The sequence below is a fragment of the Deinococcus arcticus genome (assembly GCF_003028415.1).
GTDB lineage: Bacteria > Deinococcota > Deinococci > Deinococcales > Deinococcaceae > Deinococcus > Deinococcus arcticus.
This window is the reverse complement of sequence record NZ_PYSV01000032.1, coordinates 1-17,695: the sequence shown is the minus strand read 5'-3', so window position 1 is coordinate 17,695 and position 17,695 is coordinate 1. Positions and strand designations below refer to the sequence as shown.

Sequence of the window (17,695 nt, the reverse complement as noted above, 5' to 3'; positions counted from 1 at the left end):
ACAATCACCGCCGACTGCACTCCAGCCTGGGCTACGTCCCACCTGCTGAGTTCGCCGCCCGCTACACTGCCGCACAGAGGTGACTTGCCCCGCGGTCCGCTCAATTGGGTTCACTCCACGGATTGAGTGTTTGTTCCGAGCCCTCAAAAGCAAGGGGTTCAAACTGGAAAGCACTCATATGACCCTCCACGATCATATAGAGCGCCTCCTGTGTCTCCTTACGCTGACCTACGTCTGGTGCGTATTGGTCGGTATCCTCGAGATTTGCCCGAAGAAACAGCACGGTCGGCCGGCCTGGAGCACGGTCACCCTAGGTCTACGGGCCCTGGTTCGGGCCACGAGCCGGAACATTGATCGCGAGGATGCGTCTCTTCTCCTACTGATTGATGTGCTGACCCCGACCCAGACGAGCAAAATGGAAACTGTCGGGTACTGAGGTCAGCAGGTCACGTGAGGTCAGATACTTGAGCAGTTGGTCGACGGTCTCAAGAAACAGCTTCTCGCCCCCCCAGAATTTGCATTCTCCGAGAAAGGCGGTGTCATTCCCCTGGCGCAGCAGGATGTCTGTTTTCCCGCGTCGGTTGAACGTCTCGCCGCTGACCTGCCCTCGAAACAGCATGTTGAGCGCAGCAAGCAGGACGTCTCGCAGGGCTTCTTCGCCCAATTGTCCTGCCATTCTGTTGCCACGCTCGAGTTGCCGTGCAAAGTCATCAATGGCGTCGAGCACAAGGCGGTAGTCCTTCTCCGGCAGGAGCGCGGAACAGCGCCGTTGTGGCAGTGGTGAGGACAGGGAAAGCGCCAGGGTTTGGGCCGGTTGGCCTTTTAAGAGAGATCTGGCGGCCTGCTCCGGGTTGAATTCGACGGCGATGCCATAGGCTTCTGCCTGCCGGTACGTCTCGACCAGCACATGCCGCCGGGCTTCAAGGGTGCGCAGGAGATGAGCCTGCAACTGCTCATTGAAGGGCCGCACCTCAGTTTCAACCTGCTCTAACCACCACTGAAACGGCTTCGTCAACGTGGCGACCGTCGGCATAAACCGGGCCGCATCGAACTGTCCCTCAAGAAAATGGTGGACAAACACCAGCTGGCGGCGGGATAGATCAATCTCTGCAGCGGGAGGGCTCGGCATCGCGGTAGCAGTGGCGCGAAGAGTCGGGTTATGCCTGTGCCTCAGCTTTCCACCTCGTCTGGGTCGCGCAACCGCCTGAATTGATCGGCCGGCATCTGTGAGGTCAGCGAGAAGTGGTACCGGCCGCCCAGGTGAATGTGCCCAAACTTCAGAGGCGACAGCCGCTGCACATCTTCGTCCCGCACCTCCACGCCGTCCACACGCAGTTGATTTAGGATGAGGTCGAGAGAGCGGGTGTTCCAGAGAATGATCGCGTTCACCACCAGGCCCAGGGCCCCCAACTGATCTTCCATCCCAGCGACGTCATGTTGCCGCAGTTCCCCATGTCGGCCCTGGAACACTGCCCGTGCCAGCCGGTGCCGGGCCTCCTGGCGGTTGCGCTGGGTGCCGATGGTGCGGCGGTAAAGCGGATCATCGTGGTAACTGAGCAGGTGGAGCGTGCTGGCGATCCGCCCCACCTGCTCCAACGCCCGCGTGAGGGCGCTTTTGGGTCTGACGCCGATCACTTTGAGCAGATCCGAGGCCCGCACCGTCCGGGTCATCAGTGACCCCGCGAGGCGCAACAAATCGTCCCAGTGATTGGCAATCAGCGCGGTGCTCACCTGCGACGTCGCCAGCGCATTCAACTTCCCATAGTTTGCTTCTCGGGTCACGCGCGCGTACGTCCGCTCGCGCAGATCAGCCAGCTCCGGGCTGAACTGATAGCCCAACAGACGGAACAACCCGAAGACCATGTACGACGAGGCCGCTGTATCCGACACGAGTTGCTGAGGGCGCAGCACCGTGTTCTGCTCAATCATGCCGTCCAGGGCGAACAGGGAATCGCGCAGGGTCCCCGGCACCACGATGCTGTGAAAGCCGCTGTACTGATCGGAGATGAAGTTGACATAGGTCACGCCACTGCGCACCCCAAAGTACGTGGGGTTCTGACCAGCGTAAATGGTTTTCACCGGCACCCGGAAGCGCAGCCCATCCACAGAGGCCACCTGACCGTCCCCCCACGCCGTCACCGTCGGAATGGTGGCCTGAAACTCGACCAAGCGGGCATTGGCACTCGCAATGGTTTCGGCGCGCAGGTAGTGCTGATCCACCCAGGACAGGCGGCCGCGCCCAAGGGCCTCGGTCTCCGGTTGAACCACCGCATCCAGTCCGACATTGCACGCTTCAGCCAGCAGGACCGCGCACACGCTGACGTCGAGGTGTCCCACTCTTGTTCGTGCTTCACTCAACTGGGTGAAGGCGTTGGCACACCCCGTCCAGCGGTGCACTTCCAGGAGCAGATCCGGCAGATCCAGGCGGGGCATCCGCCTCGCCACCAGTTCCCGCAAGTGCCGCAGCCTGGGCGGCTCGGGCAGCGCCTCTTGCTCCTGAAGCACCAGCACGGTGCGGCCCTCTTCTTCAGCCAGAGAGACCGCGGCGTTCTGCGGGAGGCGGGCTTCCACCAGCCGGTACCGCTCGTCCAACTGGGCACTGAGCTGCGCCAGCATCACTTGCGGATCAGGGTCAAGGTCAAGACTCCGGCAGACCTCAGCCTTCAGAGCCGTCCAGGCCTGATCCGACAGCAGGCGCAGGCGAGGGTCGCTAAATTTGGGACTGGCCGACACAAAGACGTCGCGGCGCTTCAGGGCCAGATGCAGATGGTCGAGGACACAAAGGGTGTAAGCAGGCCGGTTCAATGGCCCTTTTCTGGGAATGAGCTTGCTCCAGTCACCCTTGACGAGCGTGAGTGGCACCTCGGTGGCCATGATCTGTGATCGGCGCCCCAGACGCCGCAGCGCCTGAAGCGCGGCCAGAGACGGCCCTCCAGCGGCGCTGCCCTCAAAGTTCACTGTCCTTAGCAGGGCCGGCAGAAACTGCTGCACATAGCTATAGCGACTCAGCAGCCCCTCCAGCCGGGTCTCGCTTCGCGGCCGAGTGAGTGCCTGAACCGTTTCCGCCGCGGCCTGGAGCTGTTCCTGAGACACCAAGGCCAGCACCCGTGCGGCGAACGCGGGGAAGTCCTGGGGCGGCTGCCCCAAACTCTCCAGGAAAGCCAAAGTGAGCTGATTGCTGCGCCGGGCCGCTTCTTCCAGTGACGGCAGCTGATCTTGCCGTGCACCGTCTTCTTGCCGTTCGATCCGGTTGAAGAGGTCAGTCAGCAGACTTTCGAAGAGGGTCAGCGCGTCGTCTAGGGCCTGACCTTCAAGGCGACGGACCGTCACCAGCAGGGTGGCGATGCGCCTGGCACGGGTCATGCGCCGCAGCGCCTGGGCTTTGACGCCCATCGCGATGCGCAAAAGGGTGTTCAGCCGTTGTTCAGGAAAACCGCTCAGATCCAGGGTGGTCACGCCGATCCGCCGCACTGCTTCAACCCGCTTGAGTGCACCGACGAGTCCGGGGGCGGAGACTGACAATGGCGCTTTCCGAAGCTGATCGAGTCGGGAGACCGATGAGCGAGAGGGAACGTCCAGCAGGGCTTCAAGGGCCGTCACCTGGGCTTCACTGGGCAGGGCCGCCAGGTCACGCCAGAGGCGCTCATCGGCCCGGTGCTGAATGCGGGCAATCAGCCGGGTCAGCGTGGTGACGCCGGGCAGCAGCACCCGGCGCTCGACCAGGCGGGCTGTGCTGAGATCCAGCAGGCGGCTGGGTGGCTCGGCCATCAACCGGGCGCGGGCAGATAAAAAGCGCGCCAGATCGAAAAAGGCCGGAATCTCTGAAAAATCGCGGTAGCCCCACCGGGCCTGGATGTCGTGGCGGTGATCCCAGCGGGTCTCGCGCGTGCGGTAGCGGTCAAGTTTGACGGGATTGACCGTGAGGTCAAGCTGCTGGGCGACGTACTGGATGGCCGCCTCTGGCATGTCCCGGGGATCAGTCAGGAAGGTGCCCAGAAAGCGAACGGTGGCGAGTTGGAGGGCGTAGCCCAGGCGGTTGTGTTTGCCTTTTTTCTGGGCCAAAACAGCGCGGTCGTGGTCGTCAAAGCGGAAATAGCGGTGCAGTTGCTCAGCCGTCAGCGTCGGTGGATAACGGCCATACCTTGCCAGCAGAGTCGTGCTGTCTTCGGATGCAGTTATGGCGCGGGACATCCTGCTCCATGCACTTTTGTCTCTGGGAGGACATGCTGTTGACCTGATGGGCCGCCCACAACCGGTCGGCGTAAGATCGTCTCCTCGCACCCCATCTTCCGCTACAGTATCTGAATATGGTCTCAGAAATGCAGATATCTTCTAGGAGGCGGTGGGCCTTGCCCGCTGTGGCCTGGCTGCAAGCGGTGATCGCCACCACCGGCAGCCTGTATTTCAGCGAAGTCATGCACCTGCCCCCCTGCACCCTGTGCTGGTACCAGCGCCTCATGATGTATCCGCTGGTGTTCGTGCTCTTGGTCGGTCTGTTGACGCATGACTCTCGCCTGCGCGCCTACAGCCTCCCTTTCTCCGTTACGGGCCTGCTGATCGCCGCGTACCACAACCTGCTGTACTACGGCGTCATTCCCGAAGGCCTCACGCAGTGCGCGGCCGGCGTGTCCTGCACCGCCCGGCAGATTGAGTGGCTGGGATTCATCACGATTCCCCTGCTCAGCCTGAGTGCTTTCACCGTCATCACCCTCAGCCTGCTGCTCTCCAAACCCCGAGGTACATCATGACACAGTCCTCCAAGAAAGCCCCCGTCCTTCTGCTGGCCCTCGGCGCGCTCGCTGTCCTGGCCACCATCGTGGTCCTGAGCCTGGCCAACCGGGGCACGTCACAGGCCGCCGCCCTGCTGGCCGACGCCAGTGAACGCCTCATCCGCGCCGACAGCCCTGCCCTGGGCCCCGCCGACGCCAACGTCACCATCGTGGAATTCTTTGACCCGGAATGCGAAGCCTGCCGGGCCATTGAACCGGACCTGATGAAGTTGCTGGAGAAGTACGACGGTCAGGTACGTCTGGTCGCGCGCTATTTTCCGCTGCACAGCAACTCCGTCCTCGCCGCGGGTCTGATTGAGGCAGCCGCCAAAGAAGATGAGGCCAAACGCTGGCGAGCCCGGGATTACCTGTTTACTAAGCAGTCCGAGTGGGGCGAGCAGCAGACTCCACAGACCAGCAAATTCCTGGACTACGCCGCGAACCTGGGCCTGGACCGCGCGCAGGTGCAGCGCAGCCTGGAGTCAAAAGAAGTGCGGGACCTGGTTGAACGCGACCGGCAGGACGGCGTGGCCCTCGGGGTCAGCGGCACACCCACGTTCTTCGTGAATGGGCAGCGGCTTGAGCAGCTCAGTGTGCAGGCGCTGGAGGCGGCCATTCAGGAGGGGGTCAAGTAACCGCGAGCAACCCATCAAGATGCGCAGAGACGAGGCCCCATGTGGGGCCTCGTCTCATTTCTGGCTGCGTGCCGGCCCACAGCCTCTGTACCGGAGCGGCCCAAGCGACAGCCCACGCCCTGCGTGTGATCTATGAATTGCTGCTCATCCTTTGGTCCAAGCCACTTGATACATTCACGCCGTCTTATGCGGATTCACATGTTTGGCGCGGCGCTCATGGCGGCGGTCTTGATCTCTCTGGGCTCGGCCGCCAGCATCACCGTCAAAGCGGGCGACACCCTGTCCAGCCTTGCGGCGCGCCATGGCACCACGGTCACGGCCCTGCTCCAGATCAATCCAAGTGTGCGTGCCAACCAGCTCCGGGTCGGTCAGAAGCTGACGCTGCCCACCCGGCCGGCCTCAACTCCTGGGGTGACCGTCCGCGCCGCCTCGGTGCGCGTCAGCGCGGTGCCGCCCGTTCAGGGCCGTCTGACCACGCCTTTTAATGCCCAGCATGGGGGGCTGGACCTGGCCGCCCCCACCGGTACGCCCATCCGCGCGACCATGGCCGGCACCGTCAAGAGCGCGGTCTTTGATGCGCGCAACGGGTGGGGCTGGACCATCGTGCTGGAGCATGCGGGCGGCCTGACCACCCGGTACAGCCACAACAGCGTCAATCTGGTGCGTACGGGCCAGCAGGTGGTCACGGGACAGGTCATCGCGCGTGTGGGCAGCACGGGCAACAGCACCGGGCCCCATCTCGATTTCCGCGTCTATCAGGCAGGCATTCCCGTGAACCCGTACGGTCTCTTTTAAATCTGAACAGATGTGAAAGGAGAGAGGATGCGTTCCTGGCCCGTCCCAGTCCGCTGCGTCTGGCGTTCCGATGTGGCTTGGGCGGCGCTGGGTGGCGTGCTCGGTCTGGGGTTTCTCGTCTCGAGCTGGAGCTGGCTCGCCCCCTTGCCCCTGGCCCTGCTCTTCCGTGAGATCACGCGGCGCCCCCCCACCGACACGTTCAAACTCACCTGGCTCTTCGGCGCCGGGTTCTTCGCCGCCCACCTGTTGTGGCTGCCCAGCAGCCTTTCGGACTTTCTGGGCCCGGGTGCGGTCATCCTGAGTGTCCTGCTCATCGCCCTGCTGGCCAGCCTGTGGGGGCTGACCGCTGCCCTGACCCGCCGGCTCCTGGGTTCTGCCACGCTGTGGGGCTTGCCCCTGGCCTGGACGGTCATGGACGCGCTGCGCGCCGCCGGCCCATTTGGGTTCACCTGGGGCAGCCTGGGCTACGCCTGGGCGCAGACGCCCCTGGTGCAGGTGGCGGACCTGGGGGGCATTGCCCTGGTGGGCCTGCTGGTGGCTTTGAGTGCGGCTGCCCTGGTGTCGGGGCGGGGTTTGGGACAAAGCGCGGTGCTGGGTGCGGTGCTGCTGGCCGCAGGCTACGGCCTGACCCGCCCAGCCGCGCCTGACAGCACACAGCAGGTCCTGCTGGTCCAGGGCAACATCGACCCCCGGCTCAAAGCAGCAGGTCGCCGCACGGAAGAACTGACGCACTACCTGACTCTGACGGCCGCTGGCCTGCGCGCGGCGCCCGCCTCCCTGGTCGTCTGGCCGGAAACGGCCGCCCCGCAGGCCCCCACCACGGCGCCTGTCCGCCGCGCGCTCGCGGCCGTGCCAGTGCCCCTGCTCCTGGGTGCCCCCACCCAGGACGCTGGCCTGCGCAACAGTGTGTACGCGGTGCAGGCGGGACAGACGTTGGGCCGCCAGGACAAACGGCGACTCGTGCCCTTTGGGGAATTCTTTCCGGCCCGCGCCGCCCTGAACGGAGTGTATCGCGCGGTGTTCGCGGGGTTGGGCCTCCCGCCCTTGACCGGCACAGTGCCTGGCACCACCACACAGCCCCTGATCCTGGGCCCCCTCCGGGCTGGTGTCCTGATCTGCTACGAGTCCACCTTTCCAGGCGTGGCCCGCGCCCTGGTGACCCAGGGGGCCAATCTGCTGGTGACGGCGTCGAACGACGCCTGGTTTGGTCCGTCCACTGGCGCGGAGCAGCACTTCCAGATGGGCCGCGTGCGCGCCATTGAAACCCGGCGCTGGTGGGTGCGGGCCGGCAACGACGGCATCAGTGCGGCGGTCAACCCTCAGGGCCAGGTGGTGGCCCGCTTTCCCCGGGGTGTGGCGGGCGCATTCACCGCGCCCTACGGTCTCGCTGAAACCCGCACCCTGTTGGTTCGCTGGGGTGACTGGGTGCCGCTGCTGGCCGGCATCGGCCTCGCCCTGATGTGGGGTCGCCAGCGCTGGCTGACCTGGCGACTCGCCGATTGACGGTTCATCTCCAGCAGAGGCAGCTGTCCTTGGCGGCAGCACACCCCCGTCATAGGCTGTATGCATGAATATATTTGCAGACATACGTTTGAGGCGGTGTTGTGGACCTTCCCAGGAGAGGCGACATGTCGGGTAGGACGCTGGCCAATTGGCGCCGCTGGCTGCCGCCGGTCATAGCGGCCGTGCTGGTGATCATGCTGGTCGCGGCCCTGACGCGCCCTGACCGCTCAGGGAAAGCTGGGAGCCCCCTGCTGGACAAGCCCGCCCCTGCCTTTACCCTGCGCAGCCTGGACGGCGTGGAGGTCCGGTTGACCAGCCTGAAGGGCCGCCCCGTCGTGGTGAACTTCTGGGCCTCCTGGTGTGTGCCGTGCCGCGACGAAGCGCCACTGCTGCGCTCATTGAGTGAAACCCAGAGTGACCAGGGCCTTGCGGTCCTGGGCATCTCGTTTCAGGAGCCGGAACTGCAAAAGGCCCGTGACTTCATTCGGGCGTACGCCCTGGCCTACCCCAGCTTGATTGATCCAGGCGCCCGCACGGCCATCAATTACGGCGTCAGCGGCGTACCGGAAACGTTTTTCATTGACCGGGAAGGCATCGTCCGCAGTGTCGACCGGGGCGGGCTCACCACGGCCCGGTTAAGTGAAGGCCTGCGCCGCATCGGGATCAACTGGCCATGAGACGAACCGCCTCATGGCTTCTGCTCAGCAGCACGCTGCCAGCTGCGACAGCCCTCACCCCCGCACAGGAGGCGCAGGTCCGTCAGATCGGAGCAGAGCTGCGCTGTCCAACGTGCACCGGCCTGCCCATCACCGAGAGCGGCGACGCACTGAGCGTTCAGATGCGGCGGGAGGTTCGTGAACAGGTCAAAGCGGGTCGAAGTCAGCGCGAGATTGACGAGTGGATGGTGTCGCGGTACGGCCGCGCCGTTCTGTTGAAACCACCGAAGCAGGGGCTGAATCTGGTGCTCTGGGGGATGCCGTTCCTGGCCCTGGGGGCAGGGGCCGTGCACTTCTGGCGCACCTTGCACTTCCGGCAGACGAGGCGGGGGCCACGCACAGCGACCGATCCATATCTCGCCCAGGTGCGTCAGGCCACGCGGCCATCAGAGAGCGGCGACCGTTGACTTCGGTCGCCGCTCCGCCCAGCCTTTTACTGCCGGTGCTCGGGATGGGGGTCTACACTCAGCCACTGCTGATGCACTTGGGCGTGACTCAGGTTGAGGTGGACATGCTCATCCACGTGATCCACCGCGCTCAGCGGAAGCCAGTGATGCTGGCCGGACTCGTCCTTGGTGAGCTTGATGTACTCGCCGTCCAGACGGTCCACCTGGCCATGGGGCTGACCATCGGCGCAAACAACGGGCATATGCTCTCTGATCTGATCTTGTCCAGTCATTGTGGTGCCTCCTGAGCCCCGAACGTACGCCTCAGCCCCCACGCCCCGATGAAGCCCGAGCCAAGTCGCCTTCATATCTGAGTAGACTTACATATGAGCGTCAGCTCAGCTATCATCAGGCCATGACCCCCACCACCCGGAAGGACCATCCGGACCACCTGACCTATTTCGTTGAGGGCATGGACTGCGCCAGCTGCGTGCAGACGGTCGAGCGCATGGTGGCCACGCTGCCCGGCACCAGTGAAGTGAAGACCAGCTTTACCAAACAGACCCTGACCCTGCACCTGGACGAAGGGCAGACGCCCCGGGGCACCCTGGAGAAGAACCTCAAATCGCTGGGGTACGCGCCGTCTCTCCTGGGCCCTGCCGCGTCAGCGGGGCCCCAGGGCCATGACCCCCATGCCGGTGATCACGCGGGCCACACCCATGAGGTCGCGCCCGCCGGCACGCCGTGGTACCGCACCGGTCAAGGCCGACTGGTCGTGGTGTCCGGCGCACTGCTGGCGCTGGCCTGGCTGCTGGGTTTCCTCCAGCCGTCGCTGTCGACCGCGGGCTATATCGCCGCCACCCTGCTCGGCGTCTGGCCGCTGGCGAAAAAGGCGCTCGCCAGTGCCCGCCTCGGGGACCCGTTCAGCATCAACATGCTGGTCAGCCTGGCGGCGATTGGCGCTGTGGCCATCGGGGAAGCCGCCGAGGGCGCCGTGGTGGTCTTCTTCTTCGCGGTCGGTGAACTGCTTGAAGGCGTGGCCGCTGGCCGGGCGCGCGCCGGTATTCAGGCGCTCGCCGCCCTGGCCCCGAAAACCGCGTTGCTGCTCGACGGCCCCCAACCCCGGGAAGTCCCCGCCGACACCCTTCAGGTCGGCCAGACCGTGCAGGTCAACCCCGGCGCGCGCGTGCCCGCCGACGGCACCATCCTGACCGGCACCTCCAGTCTCGACGACAGCCCCGTGACCGGCGAAAGTGTGCCCGTGGTCAAAGGCCCCGGCGACGCCGTCTACGCCGGCAGCATCAACACGGACGGCACCCTGCACCTCCGGGTGGACAAGGCAGCGGCCGACAACACCATCGCGCGCATCATCCACATGGTGGAAGAAGCCGAAGGCAGCAAAGCCCCCACCGCGCGCTTCATTGACCGGTTCAGCCGGTACTACACCCCTGGGGTCGTCCTGGTCTCCGCCCTGGTCGCCCTGGTGCCGCCCCTGTTCTTCGGTGGGCTCTGGCACGACTGGCTGTACAAGGGCATCAGCCTGCTGCTGATCGGCTGCCCCTGCGCGCTGGTGCTGAGCGTACCTGCCTCCATCACCAGCGCCATCAGTGCCGGGACCCGGCGTGGCCTGCTGATCAAGGGCGGCGCGGCGCTGGAAACCATCGGCTCAGTGAAAACCATTGCCTTTGACAAGACCGGCACCCTGACCGCCGGCCGGCCACGGGTCACCGACGTTGTGGGCGAACAGCTGGGCCGGTCGGACGTCCTGCGTCTGGCGGCCGCCGTGGAGTTCGGCAGCAGTCACCCGCTGGCCAAGGCCATCACGGCGGCCGCGCAGCAGGAGGGCGTGACCATCCCCGCCGCTCAGGACGCGCAGGCCCTGCCAGGCAAGGGAGCGAGCGCCACGGTGGAGGGCCGCACCCTGAGTGTGAGTTCCCCGCGTCACGCAGCAGCACTCGCCCCCCTGAGTCCGGCGCTTCTCAGCACCATCACTCAGTTCGAGGCGCAGGGCCGCACCGCTGTGGTGCTGCTGGACGGCGCCACGCCTTTGGGGGTGCTCGCCATCCGCGACGAACCTCGCGCCGACGCCCGCGCCGCACTCGCCCGCTTGAAGGACCTGGGCATTCAAACGGTCATGCTGACGGGCGACAACGCCCGCACCGGGCAGGCCATCGCCCGTGACCTGGGGCTGGACGTGCAGGCCGAGTTGCTGCCCGAAGACAAACTGCGCCTCATTGCCAGCTACAAAGCGCAGGGTGGCGTGGCGATGGTCGGGGACGGCATCAATGACGCCCCCGCCCTGGCCCAGAGTGATGTCGGGATCGCCATGGGGGGCGGCACCGACGTGGCCCTGGAAACCGCCGACGCGGCCCTCTTGCGCGAGCGGGTCTCGGGTGTGGCTGACCTGGTCGCCCTGTCGCGCGCCACCATGGGCAACATCAAGGTCAATATCGCCTTCGCCCTCGGGCTCAAGGCCATCTTCCTCGTCACCACCCTGCTCGGCTACACCAACCTCTGGATGGCCATTCTGGCCGATACGGGCGCCACCGCCCTGGTCACCGCCAACGCCCTGCGCCTGCTGCGCTGGAAAGCCCAGGAGGCCCCGACCAGTCCCGCTCCCCTCACGGACGCTGCGGTGCCCGCATGACGGTCACAAAGGCGCCCATCACCCTCTACACCGTCCCCAACTGCCCGGACTGCCACGCCATCGCCCGGCTGCTCACCCGCTGCGGGGCCGCGTACACCGAACGGAACCTGCGTCAGGACCCAGCGGCCCTGGCGGCGCTGCGCCAGGTCACCGACGTGCGGGTCGCGCCCGTCACCGTGGTGGGTGACCAGGTCTTTTTCGGCACGGTGGACCAGCAGCGCCCCGGCCTGCTCGCCGCGCTCAAGGGCACAGGATGAAGTGGCGCCCCCTTCTCCTGGTCCTGGCGCTCCTGGTCGCCGAAGGCCTCCTGAAAGCCTGGGCCGTCGCCACCCTTGAGCCAGGGGTGAATCGCCCGCTCATCCCCGGTGTCCTCCACCTGGGCTTCACCCTGAATCCTGGCATGGCGTGGGGCCTCCTCGGGGGCTTCGCGGCGCCCCTGGCGGTGCTGCGGGTGCTCGTCGGCACCGGTCTCGTGGGCGCCCTGGGCCTGGGCCGTGTGCCCCACCGCTGGATCTGGCCCCTGGCCCTGATCGCAGCGGGCGCCCTGGGCAACGGCCTGGACGGGCTGATGCGGGGCGCCGTGGTGGATTACCTGACGTCACCCCTGCTGGACACCGTGTCCAGACTGGTGTCCAAAGCGCCTTTTCCCATCTTCAACCTGTCGGACGTGCTGGTGTGTGCTGGGACGGGGGCGCTCTTCGTGCTGGCCTGGCGCCAGGACCGCCGCGTTCACCCGCGTGGGTCGCAGCCGCAGTCATGAGCCAGGCGCACCCTCACCATCTCACGTTCTCTTCTGGAGACCCTATGAAACGACTCCTGCTGCTGTCCCTCACGGTCTTTCTCGCTGCTTGCAATCAGAACGGGGGTGAGATTGAGGGCGTCAAAAGTTTCAAGTTCGAGGGCGGCGCCCACAAGCCAGGCCGCCTGGAGTACGCGCAGCGCCCACCGGCGGGCGGGGAACACAACTCGGCCTGGCAGAACTGCGGCGTGTACGAACGGCCCATCTACGACGAGTACGCGGTGCACAGCCTGGAGCACGGGGCAGTCTGGGTGTCCTACCGGCCGGATCTGGCGACCAGTCAGGTGTTGCAACTCCGCGAGGTCCTGGACGGCCGGACTTACACCCTGCTCTCGCCCCACGAGACGCAAAAGGCCCCCATCGTCCTCAGTGCGTGGAACAAGCAACTGGAGGTGCAGGACGCCTCGGATCCCCGGATCAAAGCGTTCGTCCAGACCTACGAGCAGGGCGGTGAAGCACCAGAGATAGGAGCCTCATGCAGCGGCGCGTACGACGACACCGTCTGATTCGCTGGGCAGGTGCGGCGCTGGCCACCGCCGCACTGGGTGCCGGCCTGGCCGTCGCCTGGCCGGCGCCGCCCCGCGAGCCCAGTGCGGACGTGACCTTCGCCCGCGATATGGCGGCCCACCACGCCCAGGCCGTGACCATGAGTGTCAGCCTCCTGAGGCGCGCGGCCGACCCCGAAGTGCGCCTGCTGGCCCAGGACATCCTGCTGACCCAGCAGGCGCAGATTGGGCAGATGCAGGGCTGGTTGATGGCCTGGGGCCGGCCGCTGGCTGGTCGGGAGGCGCCCATGAAGGGCATGGACCGGTCGGCCATGGGCATGGCGTCAGCGGCCGACGAGGCCGCGCTGAACACCCTGCCCGTGGTCACCGCCGAGACCCGGTATCTGCTGCTGATGCGCCGCCATCATCAGGGCGGGGTGGCCATGGCAAAGGCGGCCCTGAACGCGGTGCGCCGCCCGGAGGTGCGGGCGTTTGCGAAGCGGGTCGTGAGCGCTCAGACCACAGAAATTCAGGCCATCGACGCGATGCTCAGGGCCCGCAAAGTCAGCGTTCCGCCACCCGCCCCGTCCCACTCGATGGACACGGTGGATCATGAGTGACCACGGCCACAGCCACGGCGCCGCTGCCAATGCCCGCCAACTCACGCTGGCGCTGCTCCTGACCGGCAGTTTCCTCGTCGTTGAGGTTATCTATGGCCTGCTCTCGGGCAGTCTGGCCCTGCTCTCGGATGCAGGCCACATGCTCACCGACGTGATGGCCCTGGCACTGTCGCTGTTCGCCCTGAAGATCGGCCAGCGGGCCGCGGATCGCCGCCGCACCTTCGGGTACCGCCGCGCGGAGATTCTGGCGGCCACAGTGAACGCGGCGGCCCTGTTCGCCATCGGGCTGTACATCCTCGTTGAGGCGTATGGACGGCTGCGGGCACCGGTCGAGGTGCAGACCACCCCCATGCTGATCGTGGCCACCTTAGGGCTTGTGGTGAACCTCATCAGTGCGCGCCTGCTGGTGCAGGGCAGCGGGGACAGCCTGAACATGAAGTCGGCCTACCTGGAGGTCATGGGTGACCTGCTGGGGTCAGTGGCCGTCATTGTGGGCGCGCTCCTGATCCGCTTCACCGGCCAGACCTGGATTGATCCGGTGCTCGGGGCGTTGATCGGCCTGTGGGTGTTGCCGAGAACCTGGCAGCTGCTCAAGGCGAGCGTGAATGTCCTGATGGAAGGGGTGCCGGACGGTCTGGACCTCAGCGCGCTGCGATCTGAACTCGCCGCCCTGCCAGGCGTGACGGACGTACACGACCTGCATGTGTGGAGCGTCAGCAGCGGCGAGCACAGCCTCACGGCGCATCTGGTCAGTCCGGCCCCACCTGCCGACCTGCACGCCCGGATCAGCGAAGTGGCCAGCCGGCACGGCATTGAGCACGTCACGGTGCAGCTTGAGGTGCCCGGGGCCCACCGCACGGCCAACACCCATCTTCACCCTTAATTCCCCCATGTTGAAGGACACACCATGACGTCTGACTCCCTGCCCCTCGCACAGGCCCCCCGGTCCTGGCAGCGCTCGCTGACCCTGGCGCTGCTGGCGGTGGCGGCCCTGCTGTCCCTGGCGCTGCTGTACACCCGGCTGCGCAACCCGCAGGCCCTCCTCGGTACGGCCTATCCGCCCGGCACCGCGGCCCCGCCCCTGGCCGGGACCGGTGACGACGGTCGTCCCCTGGCCCTGGCTGATTTCAAAGGCAAAACGGTGGCCGTCTTTTTCGGCTTCCTGAACTGCCCAAATATCTGCCCCACCACCCTGGCGGCCCTGGAACGGGTGCGGCAGACACTCCCAGAGCGGCAGCGCACAGATTTTGTGAGTTTGCTCGTTACGGTTGATCCTGGGCGGGACACGCCAGCGGAACTGCGCTCATACGTCCGCTACTTCAGCCCAGACGCCCGCGGTCTGGTGATCCCCAAAACGCCGCTGCGCCAGGCGGCAGCCGCCTGGGGCGTCGGGTTTGAGTATTCGAATGTCACGGCGCCCGACCGCTACGACGTGAATCACACGACCGGTGTCTATCTGGTTGACAAAGAGGGCAACCGGCGAGTGGTGTGGGATTACACGCAGCTCAACCTCACGGACCGGATTGCGGCGGACGTGCGGACGGTGATGCAGTGACAGCAGGTGTCTTGACCAGCCTCTACACTGACGTGATGAGAACCGCCTCTCAAGACGACGTGTGCGAAGTGACCTGTCTGCATCCGGAGGCCGTCCAACTGGCGCGCACCCACCAACCGGAGGACGTCTGCATTGAGGACGCAGCCGCCTTTTTGAAACTGATGGCGGACCCCACCCGGCTCAAGATTCTGAGTGCGCTGAAGACGACTGAGCTGTGCGTGTGTGATCTGGCAGCGGTGGTGGGCATCAGCGAGAGTGCCGTTAGTCATCAGCTGCGCCTCCTGCGCACCGGCCGCATCGTCACGTTCCGCAAGGAAGGCCGCATTGCCTATTACCGGCTCCTCGATCACCATGTCACGACCACCATCCGTAATGCCCTGGATCACGCGACCGAGTAAGGGGCAGCGGCGGACGCTGGCGCTCGCCCTCCTGGGCGGCGCGCTGGTCAGCGTGCCCACCGGGTGGTGGCTGGCGGACAGCCTGCGCTGGCGCTCGCCGCTGTACTGCATTGAGACGCCTGGTACGCTGTGGAACGGTCTGGCACCGCTCCCCGTCGGCCTGAGCCCCACCTGTCCGGACAGCCAGAGTTACCGCCGGGAAGTCCGGGCTGGGGAGAGCCGGGTTGAGCAGTACCTGGTGTCCGGCTGGCAGCCGCTGGTCGCGGCCCAGGTCCTGCGAGACAAAGGTTTTATTCTGCTGGACGACGAACTGCGGGAAGCCACCCACTACTCGGCCTTTATGGGCCGCGCCGTACCGGCCGAGCTGCACTACACGGCCGTGCAGCAGGGTCCCAACACCCTGATCACCATCAGCGGGGCCGCACAGTGAGCCGGTCCAGGTAACGGCGCAACAGATGGCCCAGGCCCAGATGCGCTGGCTGCTGAGTGTCCTGTGTGTCCTCGGCGCCTTCGTGTACCTGGGACGCGAGCCTCTGGCCCTGGCCACCCCAGGCGCAGCCGCGCATGCGGGGCATTCTGGAGCCAGCGGGCCGGCCGAGCCGGCCGAGGGTGGGCGGACTGGGGCACGGTGCTGGCCATGGTCCCAGCGTTCGGCTTCTCCACGCGGCGCATGGCGGCGCAATGGCCGTCTGGCTTGGCGGCGTGCTGACGTTGGTGGCCTGGCCGGACGGCCGTCTGGCAGCCCTGACCCGCTTTGCACCGGTGGCCACGGCCTGTGTGCTGGTGCTGGCCGTGACGGGCATAGTGGCCACCTGGGAACATGCTGGCGGCGTGCCCACGCTGGACAGCCGTTACGGCCGGCTGCTGCTGCTGAAACTGGTGTTCGTTGGCGTGACGCTGGGGGTGGCGGGCCTGCTCCGGCGACGCCTGGCGCGTCAGGGCCGCGTGGACGCCCTGCTGTCACTGGAAGTGGCGCTGTTGAGCCTCATCCTGGCGGTCACCGCCAGTCTGTCCGTCACGCCGACGCCCACCCAGGGGGTGGTTTAAGGAAGCTGCTACGAAGCGCAAAGTGAAGAGTTTCCCGACCCCCTCAGTGTCAGGCAGATTGTCGAGCTTCCAATCTGCATAGCACCCGCTCCAGCGCCCGTGCGTTGCCACTCTGGACACAGCGCTCACAGATACAAACATCCAAGTCTCGATACACTCGCCAGCCCTTTGTCCCAGCGACCTCCCACGCCTCCTCTTCATTCGCCTGCCGGGCTGTGCTCTCGCCGCAGGCATCACAGAGAAGGTACACACCCTGACCCTGGGGTCTGACATGATTGCGGGTTCGCCAGGCCGCTACCCCATCGAGGTGCGAGGAGACGGACGGTAACAGGGGGCTGGTCTTTCCCGCTCGCGCATCCTCAACAATGCACGCTGTACGCGACTGCATCCGGCGCATCAGCTCCAATCCAGCCTGATCCATCGTGTAGACCGGCAGATGCATACCCTGGACATAGGCATGCCCCACGATCACATGGTCCGGGAAGGCGGCGCGGAGCCAGTCTTCCAGGTGATCGAGGGCTTCCCGGTAGGTCCGCTCAGCGATCAGGACGAACGCGTCGCGTTCGTCCTCCAGCCGTAAGCAGTGGGTCAGCGTCAGGCCCCACAATACGCGCCATTCCCGTACGCACGCTTGCAGCCGCAAGAAGTCAGCTTCAGAGACCCGTTCAAGCCCCAGCAGCATCACGTCAGCGGTACTCATTCTGTGGGAAGCATAGCCGTGGATGAAAGCTGCTTAAAGGTAGAAATCTACTGGTAGTCTTCTCCCACACCTTTGTGTGCAGTAGAAAACTCGGCTGACCAGTCCCGCAATTCCTGACAGAATTACGTTATCCGCGTATTTCTCAGATTCGCCGGGAGGTCTCCTTGCTGGTCCGCAATGCACAGCTCCAGGTCGTCAGCACCCAACCCCTCATCGCCCGCTTGCTCGAAGATGCGCTCCATGCCCGTCTCCCTGAATTTCCGGCCGTCTCGCTGGTCCTGGACTGGCCGGTCGGCTTTGCCTTTCAGATGGTGACGCCAGAATCGGCCGCCAGCAGCTTCGTGCTGACCCAGAACGCCTGTCCCGAATACCTCGATGATCTGTGGAACCTGGGCCTGCTGGGCTTGGCGTACCGGAGCCGCACCCTGGAGGAACTCGCGGAGTTGCTGCGGCGTGCAGAAACCCGGGAGCGGGTCCGCTTGACGCCTGCTCAGCGCTCTCCTTTAACGCCAGCAGAAGGGGTGGAGTGAACCCAATTGAGCGGACCGCGGGGCAAGTCACCTCTGTGCGGCAGTGTAGCGGGCGGCGAACTCAGCAGGTGGGACGTAGCCCAGGCTGGAGTGCAGTCGGCGGTGATTGT

Annotated in this window: 21 protein-coding genes; 17 read left to right on the top strand and 4 right to left on the bottom strand. The window is 65.7% G+C overall.

Features of this window, described 5'->3' with window-relative positions; translation table 11 throughout:
• Positions 1-376: 376 nt before the first annotated feature.
• Both C8263_RS19105 and C8263_RS18025 read right to left on the bottom strand, forming a co-directional pair.
• On the bottom strand, positions 377-1,129 hold the full coding sequence (locus tag C8263_RS19105) for a hypothetical protein (protein WP_146160774.1): 753 nt from the start codon (positions 1,127-1,129) through the stop codon (positions 377-379).
• 41 nt (positions 1,130-1,170) lie between these two features.
• Complete coding sequence (locus C8263_RS18025; RefSeq protein ID WP_107139508.1) at positions 1,171-4,191, bottom strand: Tn3 family transposase; 3,021 nt, start codon at positions 4,189-4,191, stop codon at positions 1,171-1,173.
• Between the two features lie 167 nt (positions 4,192-4,358).
• On the opposite strand from C8263_RS18025, the gene C8263_RS18020 reads away from it, so the two are divergent.
• From C8263_RS18020 to C8263_RS17995, 6 genes are all read left to right on the top strand, one after another.
• The gene (locus C8263_RS18020) at positions 4,359-4,748 is read left to right on the top strand and encodes a disulfide oxidoreductase (protein ID WP_233218908.1); all 390 of its coding nucleotides are present in this window, start codon (positions 4,359-4,361) and stop codon (positions 4,746-4,748) included.
• A complete protein-coding gene (locus tag C8263_RS18015) occupies positions 4,745-5,404 on the top strand; it encodes a DsbA family protein (protein ID WP_107139506.1) in 660 nt (219 codons plus the stop codon). The genes C8263_RS18020 and C8263_RS18015 overlap by 4 nt, the downstream gene beginning before the upstream one ends.
• Before the next feature lie 186 nt (positions 5,405-5,590).
• Entirely contained in the window at positions 5,591-6,199 is a 609-nt protein-coding gene (locus C8263_RS18010; protein WP_107139505.1) for a M23 family metallopeptidase, read from the top strand.
• A gap of 27 nt (positions 6,200-6,226) precedes the next feature.
• On the top strand, positions 6,227-7,702 hold the full coding sequence (gene lnt / locus C8263_RS18005; protein ID WP_107139504.1) for an apolipoprotein N-acyltransferase: 1,476 nt from the start codon (positions 6,227-6,229) through the stop codon (positions 7,700-7,702).
• A gap of 125 nt (positions 7,703-7,827) precedes the next feature.
• On the top strand, positions 7,828-8,379 hold the full coding sequence (locus C8263_RS18000) for a TlpA disulfide reductase family protein (protein WP_107139503.1): 552 nt from the start codon (positions 7,828-7,830) through the stop codon (positions 8,377-8,379).
• Complete coding sequence (locus tag C8263_RS17995; protein ID WP_107139502.1) at positions 8,376-8,825, top strand: cytochrome c-type biogenesis protein; 450 nt, start codon at positions 8,376-8,378, stop codon at positions 8,823-8,825. The genes C8263_RS18000 and C8263_RS17995 overlap by 4 nt, the downstream gene beginning before the upstream one ends.
• A 26-nt stretch (positions 8,826-8,851) precedes the next feature.
• Here the strand turns inward: C8263_RS17995 and C8263_RS17990 are convergent, their stop codons facing one another.
• Complete coding sequence (locus C8263_RS17990; protein WP_107139501.1) at positions 8,852-9,097, bottom strand: DUF2171 domain-containing protein; 246 nt, start codon at positions 9,095-9,097, stop codon at positions 8,852-8,854.
• Between the two features lie 122 nt (positions 9,098-9,219).
• Here C8263_RS17990 and C8263_RS17985 point away from each other — a divergent pair, with 122 nt between their 5' ends.
• From C8263_RS17985 to C8263_RS17940, 10 genes are all read left to right on the top strand, one after another.
• Positions 9,220-11,451 carry a heavy metal translocating P-type ATPase gene (locus C8263_RS17985; RefSeq protein ID WP_107139500.1) on the top strand — a complete coding sequence of 744 codons (2,232 nt, stop codon included), beginning with the start codon at positions 9,220-9,222 and terminating at the stop codon, positions 11,449-11,451.
• Positions 11,448-11,708, top strand: a complete 261-nt coding sequence (locus C8263_RS17980; protein ID WP_107139499.1) for a glutaredoxin family protein — start codon at positions 11,448-11,450, stop codon at positions 11,706-11,708. Before C8263_RS17985 ends, C8263_RS17980 begins: the two co-directional genes overlap by 4 nt.
• The gene (locus C8263_RS17975; RefSeq protein WP_107139498.1) at positions 11,705-12,211 is read left to right on the top strand and encodes a signal peptidase II; all 507 of its coding nucleotides are present in this window, start codon (positions 11,705-11,707) and stop codon (positions 12,209-12,211) included. The genes C8263_RS17980 and C8263_RS17975 overlap by 4 nt, the downstream gene beginning before the upstream one ends.
• Before the next feature lie 44 nt (positions 12,212-12,255).
• A complete protein-coding gene (locus C8263_RS17970; RefSeq protein WP_107139497.1) occupies positions 12,256-12,756 on the top strand; it encodes a thioredoxin-like domain-containing protein in 501 nt (166 codons plus the stop codon).
• Positions 12,726-13,355 carry a DUF305 domain-containing protein gene (locus C8263_RS17965; protein WP_107139496.1) on the top strand — a complete coding sequence of 210 codons (630 nt, stop codon included), beginning with the start codon at positions 12,726-12,728 and terminating at the stop codon, positions 13,353-13,355. Before C8263_RS17970 ends, C8263_RS17965 begins: the two co-directional genes overlap by 31 nt.
• On the top strand, positions 13,348-14,238 hold the full coding sequence (locus tag C8263_RS17960) for a cation diffusion facilitator family transporter (protein ID WP_107139495.1): 891 nt from the start codon (positions 13,348-13,350) through the stop codon (positions 14,236-14,238). The genes C8263_RS17965 and C8263_RS17960 overlap by 8 nt, the downstream gene beginning before the upstream one ends.
• A 24-nt stretch (positions 14,239-14,262) precedes the next feature.
• Positions 14,263-14,910, top strand: a complete 648-nt coding sequence (locus tag C8263_RS17955) for an SCO family protein (protein ID WP_107139494.1) — start codon at positions 14,263-14,265, stop codon at positions 14,908-14,910.
• Positions 14,911-14,945: 35 nt separating this feature from the next.
• Positions 14,946-15,308: an ArsR/SmtB family transcription factor gene (locus C8263_RS17950; RefSeq protein WP_107139510.1), complete on the top strand. Its 363-nt coding sequence runs from the start codon at positions 14,946-14,948 to the stop codon at positions 15,306-15,308.
• Positions 15,283-15,738, top strand: coding sequence for a hypothetical protein (locus C8263_RS17945; protein WP_224612205.1), 456 nt, complete (start codon positions 15,283-15,285; stop codon positions 15,736-15,738). Before C8263_RS17950 ends, C8263_RS17945 begins: the two co-directional genes overlap by 26 nt.
• 251 nt (positions 15,739-15,989) lie before the next feature.
• Positions 15,990-16,355, top strand: a complete 366-nt coding sequence (locus C8263_RS17940; RefSeq protein WP_158263855.1) for a CopD family protein — start codon at positions 15,990-15,992, stop codon at positions 16,353-16,355.
• 49 nt (positions 16,356-16,404) lie between these two features.
• On the opposite strand, the gene C8263_RS17935 is transcribed toward C8263_RS17940, so the two are convergent.
• The gene (locus C8263_RS17935; RefSeq protein WP_107139491.1) at positions 16,405-17,055 is read right to left on the bottom strand and encodes a hypothetical protein; all 651 of its coding nucleotides are present in this window, start codon (positions 17,053-17,055) and stop codon (positions 16,405-16,407) included.
• A 164-nt stretch (positions 17,056-17,219) separates the two neighbouring features.
• On the opposite strand from C8263_RS17935, the gene C8263_RS17930 reads away from it, so the two are divergent.
• Positions 17,220-17,585 carry a hypothetical protein gene (locus C8263_RS17930; RefSeq protein WP_233218906.1) on the top strand — a complete coding sequence of 122 codons (366 nt, stop codon included), beginning with the start codon at positions 17,220-17,222 and terminating at the stop codon, positions 17,583-17,585.
• Positions 17,586-17,695 lie beyond the last annotated feature (110 nt).